Below are 8329 nucleotides of genomic sequence, written 5' to 3' on the forward strand. Positions count from 1 at the left end.
GTGCTCGTTCGCGCTGATGCAATGGTTGCACACGATTAAGTTGTGCACAACTTAATCGTGTGTGCGGAGGTACGCTGGAGCCATGACGTCATCGCCGACCGCCCCCGTACCCGACGGCGCCGAGCTCCTCCGCCTCGATCACCAGGTCTGCTTCTCGCTGCACGCGGCCTCGCGCGCCTTCGGCGGCGTCTACCGCGATGCCCTCAAGGACCTGGGCCTCACTTATCCCCAGTACCTGGTCATGCTCGTGCTCTGGGAGGACGGCCCGCAGCCCGTCAAGGCCATCGGCGAGCGCCTGCGCCTCGACTCGGGCACGCTCTCGCCGCTCCTCAAGCGCCTTGAGGCGGCCGGTCTCGTACGGCGTGAGCGCAGCGCCGCCGACGAGCGCTCCGTGACCGTGCAACTGACCGACGCCGGGGCGGAGCTGCGGGAGCGGGCCGTGTGTGTCCCGCTCCGGATCATCGAGGCGAGCGGTCTGACGGTCGAGGAGGCCCGTGCGCTGCAAGGGCTGCTCGGTCGTCTGACCGCCGCTCTCGACGAGGCCCACTGAGGGGCGGTCCGGCCGGCTTCAGCGCTTGAGTTCCCGCACGTACTTCCCGAACTTCTCCAGGCCGTCGATGTTGCGCGGGCCGCTGATGCCCTCGTTGTAGTCGAGGACGAAGAAGTTGTTCTTCTTCACCGCGGGCAGTTCCTTGGTGTGCGGGGACTTCTTCAGGAAGTCGATCTTCTCCTTGGCGGGCTTGTCGCCGTAGTCGAAGATGATGATGACCTCGGGCTCGGCCTTGGCGACGGCTTCCCAGTTCACCTGGGTCCACCGCTCGTCGAGGCCGTCGAAGATGTTCCTGCCGCCGGCTGACTTGATGATGTCGTTGGGCGGCACCTGGCTGCCCGCGGTGAAGGGCTGGTCCGTGCCGGAGTCGTAGAGGAAGACGGGGACGGGGTTGTCCCCGGGCGCCTTGGACTCGACGGCGGCCACGCGCTTCTTGAGGCCGTCCACGACCTCGTCCGCCTTCTTCTCCACCCGGAAGATCTTGCCCAGGCGGTCCAGATCCGAGTACAGGGCCTTGAACGGGGTGACCTTCTGCGGATGTCCGGGGTAGTTGAAGCAGCTCTCCGTGTGCATGAAGCTCTGGATGCCGAGCTTGTCCAGGATCTTCGGGGTGATGCCCCGCTGGTCGCTGAAGCCGGAGTTCCAGCCCGCGACGACGAAGTCGGACTTGGCCTCCACGACGAGTTCCTTGTTCAGCAGATCGTCGCTGAGCATCTTCACCTTGGCGTACTCCGACGCCCAAGGGGACTCGCTGACCGGCGGGTTGGCCGGGGGCATCACATAGCCGTGGACGTGCTCGGTCAGGCCCAGGCTGAACATCTTGTCCGCGCTGCCGCCTTCGTAGACCACCGCGCGCTGCGGGATCTTGTACGAGACCGGCTCGCCGCAGCGCTTCACGGTGACCTTGTCGGGCGCGCCCCCGGCCCCGGAGTCCGAATCGACCTCCGCGCCGCAGCCGCTGAGCAGCAGGGCTCCCGCGAGCGCCGATCCGAGTCCGAATCCGATGGTGATGCGTGTTCTGGGCATGTCGTCGTGGTGCCTTTCAGCGGTTCAGGGGTGTTCAGAGAGGTGTTCAGAGGGCTGCTCAGAGAGGAGCCGACGGGCTCAGTGCGTAGAGGAGTTGGGGATCGCCGGTCAGGGGGTGGCTGATCACGCTGGCCTTGACGCCGAACACCTCGTCGACGAGACCCGTGGTGAGCACCTCTTCCGGCGTCCCGGCGGCCACCAGCGCGCCCCGGGACAGCACGCCGATGCGGTCGCACGCGGCCGCCGCGAGGTTGAGGTCGTGCAGGACGACGAGGACGGTCAGGCCCGAGCCCTTGAGGAGCGAGAGCAGCTCGATCTGGTGGCGTACGTCGAGGTGGTTGGTCGGTTCGTCGAGGACCAGGATCTGTGGTTCCTGCACCAATGCCCTTGCGAGCAGCACGCGTTGGCGCTCCCCGCCCGACAGGGTCAGGACGCCGCGGTCGGCGAGGCGGGTGAGGTCGAGTCGGGCCATCGTCCGTGCGCACAGGTCCCGTTCGCGGGCGCCGAGGGCTTGGTTCCCCCGCAGATGGGGAGCGCGGCCCAGGGCAACGACCTCCGCCACCGTGAAGTCGAGGTCCACCGAGCCGTCCTGGGCCATCGCGGCCACGATCTGCGCACCGCGGCGCGGCGTCAGACGCGCGAGGTCGTCGTCGCCCACCCTGACCACGCCGGAGCTGGGCCGCAGCGCGCGGTAGACGCATTTGAGCGCGGTGGACTTACCGCTGCCGTTCGGGCCGACCAGGCCCACGATCTGGCCGCTGCCCACGTCAAGGGACAGGTCACGGACGAGGAGCTTGCCGTCGATGGTCACGGACAGGCCGTCGAGTACGAGGTCCATCTCAACGGCCCCCGAACATATAGGCCTTGCGCCGCATCAGCGCGACGAACACCGGCACCCCGACCAGCGCCGTGATGACCCCGAGCGGCAGCTCGCGCGGCGCCACGAGGGTCCGCGAGACCAGGTCGACCCAGACCATGAACACCGCTCCGACCAGCGGTGCCACGGCGAGCACCCGGGCATGCGTGGCACCGACGACCATGCGTACGAGATGGGGCATGACCAGGCCCACGAAACTGATCGCGCCGCTCACGGCGACCATCACGCCGGTGATCAGCGCCGCGAGCAGGAGCAGGCCCTTGCGGTGCCGGTCGGGGCTGACGCCCAGGCTCGTCGCGGTCTCGTCGCCGAGCGCCAGTACGTCGAGCGCCCTGCTGTAGCGGTGCAGCACGGCGAGGCCGAGCAGTACGCAGGCGGCCACCACGGGCAGCGAGCCCCAGCTCGCCGCGCCGAAGCTGCCCATCGTCCAGTACAGGACCATGCCGGTCGCCTCGCTGTCCGGCGCGAAGTAGATGATCACGCTCATCACGGCCTGGAACCCGAGCGCCATGGCCACGCCCGTCAGGACGAGCCGCAGCGGAGAGAGCCCGCCACCGCGGCTCGCCGAAGCGGCGTACACCAGGAGCGAGGCGATGAGCGCCCCGACGAACGCCCCCGCCGACACCGCGTAGATGCCGAGCGCCGCGAGCCCGCCGGTGACCGTCACGCCGACCGCGCCGACCGAAGCCCCGGACGACACGCCCAGGACGTAGGGATCGGCGAGCGCGTTGCGCACAAGCGCCTGGATGGCGACGCCGACCGAGCTGAGCCCTGCCCCCACAAGTGCCGCCAGCAGCACGCGGGGTGTGCGGATCTGCCAGATGATCTGATACGTCGTCACCTCGTCGGCGTCGATGCTCCCGCCGCTCAGGGCCGCCCACAGCAGCCGGGCGGTGTCGCCCGGCGTGACGACCGCGGAGCCCAGGCCGATGGCCGTGACGACGGAGGCGAGGAGCACGAGGAGGAGCACAGCGAGGGCTGCCGCCAGGCCCGCGCGGGTGGCGAGTCGGCTCCGGATGCCTTTGGCCGGCGGATCCGGCGGCGGCACGTCGGACGCCATGGCAACGGCTGCCGTGGGAGTGAGCGAAGGCGGGGGCATGATGGTCGGGCCTTTCGGGTCAGGGCGAGGGCGAGGGCGGATGCGGGGGAGCGGGGCGCGCTGGAGCCGGGTGTTGCCACACGCCCCGGCAGGGACGCGGGGAACTGCGCGACCAGCCCCCACCGGCCCGCGGGTTCACTCAGGCCGTGGGCTCTGCCTCCACGCGCTGCGCCCGCAGCACGAACACCCCCGCCACAAGTGCCGCCACCACCAACGCGCCGAAGGTCACGGCGACGCCGGGATATCCGGCGAGCCCGAGGCCGAGCCCTCCGAGGCCCGCGCCCACGAAGACCCCGAGGCTCATCCCCGCCGAGTTCACGCTCAGGGCCGCGCCCCGCTGGGTGCCGCAGCGCCGGACGAGCAGGCTGACCACGCACGCGGCGACGACCGCGTGGCTGGCCGCGTGCAGGGACGTCATCGCGAGGGCGAGCGGCAGCCAGTGCGTGAAGTAGAAGCCCACGACCGAGACGAGCGCGGCGACCAGACCGAAGGCGAGCATCCGCTCGGTGCCCACGCGCGGTTCGGCGGAGTTCGTGATCCGGCCCGTGAGGAGATTGCTCACGAAGAACGACGCGCCGCTGAGCGTCCACACGAACGCGAAGAGCCCGGGGTCGAGGTCGAACCGGTCGTCGTAGTAGGCCGCCAGGTAGGAGAGGTAACCCATGAACACGGCGGTGCGCAGCAGGGCGATGAGCAGCAGCGGCACCACACCCGGAATCGTGCCGAGCGCCTTGAACGAGGCGATGTAGCCCAGGCGTTGAGTTCCGTCCGTCTCCTCGACCGGCTTGTCCTTGCCGCGCACGAAGAAGACGGCAGCGAGGAGCAGCGACACCCCGGTCACGGCGAGCAGGTCGCCCTGCCAGCCCCAGAACAGCGCGGGCAGCGCGATGACCGGCGCCGCCAGCATCGCCGTCATCGACTGGGTCGCCGTGACGAGGGTCGCCGCGCGCCCGGCGGCCTTACCGGAGCCGAAGCGGTCGGCGGCGGCCGCGGTCAGCGCCGGGTTGAGCACCGACGTACTGGCGCCGACCAGGAGGCAGAACACGGCGAGCAGGATGAAGTCCCCGCTCGCGCCGAGCGCGGCGGACACCCCGAGCGCCGCGAGACCGCCCGCCGCCGCCCACTCCTTGCGCACCCGGTCGATCAGGGGAGCGAGCGCGGTGCCCACCAGGAGGGCGGCGAGACCGCCGAGTCCGCGCAGGCCGCCGAGGGTGGCGACGCTGCTGTCGGCGTCCTCGGCCATGGGCACCAGATAGGTGCTGAAGACGGTGAACGGCAGCAGACCGACCGCGGACGCGACCAGGACGGGCCACAGGGTGCGGGCCATCGACAGGTCGCCCGGCACGGCTTCCTCGGCCTCGACGGGCCGGGGGGCCGCGTCGGATCCCTTCGCGTCGATGCTCACGCCGCCTCCTTGTAGCGGTAGAGCGGCGTCTCGTCGGCGCTGAACTGCGAGAACGCGAAAGGCTCGGCGGAGAGGCCGGTGACCCCGGCGGGCAGGAACGCGCGGGCCACGGCGCTGCCGCTCTGCGCGTACACCACCAGCGGCACCCCGTGCTCGCGGCAGTGCGCGAGGATCAGGTCGAAGGTGCCGTTGCTCAGTGTCATGCCGGTGGCGACCACGGCATCGGCTTCCTTGAGGACCTCGGTCATGTCGTCGGTGATCCGGTCGCCCCACTGGGTCGTACGGAGATTGAGATCGCAGGGCAGACAGACGCCGCCCCGCTCACGTATCGCCGCGACCAGGGGATTGACCACGCCGATCAGCGCGACCTTCGCGCCCGGCTCGATGTCGAGCAGCCCGGCGATGGCGGCGTCGCGCGCCTTGGCCCGCACCTCCGGGGTGCCGGTGGGCAGCGTGACGCGCTCGGCTTCGGCGGACTCCCGGTGCGGGCTCACCTGCGCCAGATAGGCGTCGAGCGCGGCGATACGGACAGGGGTGGACTCGGCGCGCAGCAGCTTGCCGAGGGTGTGGCCCGAGGCGTTCTCGCAGAAGTCCGGGGCGAGTTCGCCGGCCTCGAAGGAGCAGGCCCCGAAGGCCGTGCCGACCCGGAGGAGCAAGTAGTGGTTGTGGTAGGTCACTTGGCTGCCCGCGAGGCGGGTGGTGTTGTACAGCCAGAACGCGCTGGTGACGGAGAGGTCCTCGGGGTCGGGGCCGTAGTCGCCCGCCAGGACGGCGTCGATGAGCTCCGCGACGTTGTGGGGCGTGCGCGGGTCGGGGTGTGGCATGCGGATTTCTTTCGGTGTGGTGGAGGGTGAAAGGGGATTTTGCTGTCGCGCGGTCACGGCAGGTCGGGCCAGGAAGCGGTCGACCAGGGGTGCCTCAATTCGCCGAGCGAGGTAATCTCGTGCGGCTTGAGGGTGTCGATGTCCGGCGCCTCGGCGTGTTTCGCGTAGGCGCTCTCGACATAGCGGTGGCCCGTGTCCGCCGCGATGAAGACGTACGTACGGGAATCGTCGCGGCGCTGTTCCCAGAGAGCGGTCAGATAGGCGGCGCCGGCGGAGAGGCCGGCGAAGATGCCGCTGGTCCTCAGGAGTGAGACCGCGCCCGACACCGCGCAATCGAAATTCACCCAGTGCACGCGGTCGTACGCCTCGTGCCGGACATTCTTGAATTCGATGGCGCTGCCGATTCCGGCGATGATCATGTCCGGGTCGGCGACGTGTTCCGAGCCGAAGGTGACGCTGCCGAAGGGCTGCACCCCGACGAGCGAGGTGTCCCGGCCCGCTTCCCGCAGATATCCGGCGATGGCACCGGTCGAGGCCCCCGAGCCGACCCCGCCCACCAGGGCGAGCGGCCCGTCGGGCAGCTCGGCGTCGATCGTTTCGGCCACGTCGCGATAGCCGTAGTAATGAATGCTGTCGTGGTACTGCCGCATCCAGTGGTACGACGGATTCGCATCGAGGATTTCGGCGATGCGCCGCACTCTCAGCTCCTGGTCGAGCCGGAGATTCTTGGACGGCTGCACCTGTTCCAGGGTGGCCCCGAGTATCTCCAGCTGGATGCGCAGGGTGCGGTCCACGGTCGTGGAACCCACGATGTGGCATTTCATTCCGTAGCGGTGACAGGCCAGTGCGAGGGCCTGTGCGTAGATGCCGCTGGAACTGTCGATGAGGGTGTCGCCGGGCTGCACGGCACCCGATGCGAGAAGGTGACGGACTGCTCCGAGCGCCGAATAGATCTTCATCGTCTCGAACCGGAGACAGAGCAAGTCCGGTTCCAGGGATATGAGATCGGGTTTCTTCACCGCTTCGGCTATGTGGTCGTGCATGTCTGTCGCTGCCCCCTGAGTCACCCGGATAGGTCGTCGCCGAGCCGAGAGCATCACACTAGATGAAAATGATTGTCAAGACGGTTAGAGCTGTGGCAGCCTGTGGGCGACAGAGGGATCCGGGCGTTGAGAGGAGACTTGTGAAGCTGTCCCGGTAGGCCGGGTCGCGGCCCCGTCCGGCGGGTGCGCGAACAGCCGGAACGCGAACTGCCGGAATCGGAGTGGGTGCCGCCTTCGGGACCTTCGGCGAGCTGCTTCAGGGCGTGCTGCCGGAGGAGGACGGGGACTTCCTGGTGACGTTGCCCATCGCGCGGTGGACGATGGCCACGTTCCGCCCCGAGCTCGCTTCCGGCTCCGGCTCCGGCTCCGGTCCCAGTTCCGGTTTCAGGGACGTGGAGGTCCGGCCCGCCGGCAAGACCAAGGCGCTGCGACTGGCGCGTGCGATATGCGAGTTGGCGGAGCGGCAGACCGGGCTTCGGGCCGGGGGGACCCTCCGCGTCAACAGCGTCATCCCCGAGGGCAAGGGCCTGGCGAGCTCGTCCGCCGACCTGGTCGCGACCGCGCGGGCGGTGGGGCAGGCCCTGCGGGTCGAGATGCCGCCGGCCAGGATCGAGCGGCTGCTCGCGGACATCGAGCCGACGGACGGGGTGCTCTACCCGGCGATCGTCGCCTTCCACCACCGCACCGTGCGCCTGCGCGGCGTCCTCGGGTCGCTGCCGGTCATGGCCGTGGTGGGGATCGACGAGGGCGGCTCGGTCGACACCGTCGACTTCAACCGCATCCCCAAGCCGTTCACCCTGGCCGACCGGCACGAGTACGCGCGCCTGCTCGACCGGCTGGCCTGCGCGGTCCGCCGCCGCGATCTGGCGGAGGTCGGCAGGATCTCGACGCGCAGCGCCGAGATGAACCAACTCCTGCGCCACAAGTGGTCGTTGGAGCCGATGCGGGAGATCTGCCGGGAGGTCGGCGGCCTGGGGGTCGCCGTCGCGCACAGCGGCACGACCCTGGGCATCCTCCTCGACACCGACGACCCCTCGTACACCCAGCGCGTCACCGCGGCGGCGCAGGCGTGCGGGGAGCTGGCGGGCGGGGTGACGGTGTACCGGACGCTGAGTCTTCCCGGCGGGGCAGGCATTTCCGGCGGCGCGGGTCTTCCCGGCGGGGCGGCCGGGGTCGCCTGACGCCCGGTCTAGAAGAACACCCCGCACCGCAGCAGCACATTCGCGTACGGAGTGGCCTCACCGGTGCGCACCACCAGGCGCGCCGACGCCGTGCGCAGCTTGAGTTCCTCGTGCGGGACCAGCGTGAGGGGCGTGACGCGGGCGGCCAGGAGCCCGGCGGTCGCCGGGTTCGCCTCCTGGACCTCCGTCGCCGCGGTGCCGCCCTCGGTCACCAGCTCCGCGAGCAGCCCGTCGAGCACCTCGGCGAAGGACGGCACGCCCGCCCGGAAGGCCAGGTCGACAACCTTGAGGCCCGGCGGTATGGGCATGCCCGCGTCGCAGATC

9 protein-coding genes are annotated in these 8329 nt (G+C 70.0%); 2 read left to right on the forward strand and 7 right to left on the reverse strand.

Features of this window, described 5'->3' with window-relative positions:
- Positions 1 to 82 precede the first annotated feature (82 nt).
- Positions 83 to 550, forward strand: coding sequence for a MarR family winged helix-turn-helix transcriptional regulator (locus tag ACQKIP_RS32905; protein WP_365858573.1), 468 nt, complete (start codon positions 83 to 85; stop codon positions 548 to 550).
- Between the two features lie 18 nt (positions 551 to 568).
- On the opposite strand, the gene ACQKIP_RS32910 is transcribed toward ACQKIP_RS32905, so the two are convergent.
- The 6 genes from ACQKIP_RS32910 to ACQKIP_RS32935 form a co-directional block, all read right to left on the reverse strand.
- A complete protein-coding gene (locus ACQKIP_RS32910; RefSeq protein ID WP_365858575.1) occupies positions 569 to 1576 on the reverse strand; it encodes an ABC transporter substrate-binding protein in 1008 nt (335 codons plus the stop codon).
- Positions 1577 to 1634: 58 nt separating this feature from the next.
- Positions 1635 to 2414, reverse strand: a complete 780-nt coding sequence (locus ACQKIP_RS32915) for an ABC transporter ATP-binding protein (RefSeq protein ID WP_365858577.1) — start codon at positions 2412 to 2414, stop codon at positions 1635 to 1637.
- A gap of 1 nt (position 2415) precedes the next feature.
- Positions 2416 to 3513 carry a FecCD family ABC transporter permease gene (locus ACQKIP_RS32920; RefSeq protein WP_365858579.1) on the reverse strand — a complete coding sequence of 366 codons (1098 nt, stop codon included), beginning with the start codon at positions 3511 to 3513 and terminating at the stop codon, positions 2416 to 2418.
- Between the two features lie 178 nt (positions 3514 to 3691).
- A complete protein-coding gene (locus tag ACQKIP_RS32925) occupies positions 3692 to 4957 on the reverse strand; it encodes an MFS transporter (RefSeq protein WP_365858581.1) in 1266 nt (421 codons plus the stop codon).
- Positions 4954 to 5781, reverse strand: a complete 828-nt coding sequence (locus ACQKIP_RS32930; protein ID WP_365858583.1) for a Rossmann-like domain-containing protein — start codon at positions 5779 to 5781, stop codon at positions 4954 to 4956. The genes ACQKIP_RS32925 and ACQKIP_RS32930 overlap by 4 nt, the downstream gene beginning before the upstream one ends.
- A gap of 53 nt (positions 5782 to 5834) precedes the next feature.
- Entirely contained in the window at positions 5835 to 6824 is a 990-nt protein-coding gene (locus tag ACQKIP_RS32935; protein ID WP_365858585.1) for a pyridoxal-phosphate dependent enzyme, read from the reverse strand.
- A 221-nt stretch (positions 6825 to 7045) separates the two neighbouring features.
- On the opposite strand from ACQKIP_RS32935, the gene ACQKIP_RS32940 reads away from it, so the two are divergent.
- Complete coding sequence (locus ACQKIP_RS32940) at positions 7046 to 8005, forward strand: kinase (protein WP_365858587.1); 960 nt, start codon at positions 7046 to 7048, stop codon at positions 8003 to 8005.
- Between the two features lie 8 nt (positions 8006 to 8013).
- Here ACQKIP_RS32940 and rbsD read toward each other — a convergent pair.
- Positions 8014 to 8329: D-ribose pyranase (gene rbsD, locus ACQKIP_RS32945; protein WP_427744987.1), on the reverse strand; the 316-nt coding region annotated here is incomplete at its 5' end.

This window comes from Streptomyces sp. NPDC059900 (assembly GCF_050270335.1).
Lineage (GTDB): Bacteria > Actinomycetota > Actinomycetes > Streptomycetales > Streptomycetaceae > Streptomyces.

What these genes read in the sequence shown, in the direction of transcription:
- ACQKIP_RS32910 (WP_365858575.1), bottom strand. Translation starts at nt 1,576, where the DNA reads ATGCCCAGAACACGCATCACCATCGGATTCGGACTCGGATCGGCGCTC.
- ACQKIP_RS32935 (WP_365858585.1), bottom strand. Translation starts at nt 6,824, where the DNA reads ATGCACGACCACATAGCCGAAGCGGTGAAGAAACCCGATCTCATATCC.
- ACQKIP_RS32930 (WP_365858583.1), bottom strand. Translation starts at nt 5,781, where the DNA reads ATGCCACACCCCGACCCGCGCACGCCCCACAACGTCGCGGAGCTCATC.
- ACQKIP_RS32920 (WP_365858579.1), bottom strand. Translation starts at nt 3,513, where the DNA reads ATGGCGTCCGACGTGCCGCCGCCGGATCCGCCGGCCAAAGGCATCCGG.
- ACQKIP_RS32915 (WP_365858577.1), bottom strand. Translation starts at nt 2,414, where the DNA reads ATGGACCTCGTACTCGACGGCCTGTCCGTGACCATCGACGGCAAGCTC.
- ACQKIP_RS32905 (WP_365858573.1), top strand. Translation starts at nt 83, where the DNA reads ATGACGTCATCGCCGACCGCCCCCGTACCCGACGGCGCCGAGCTCCTC.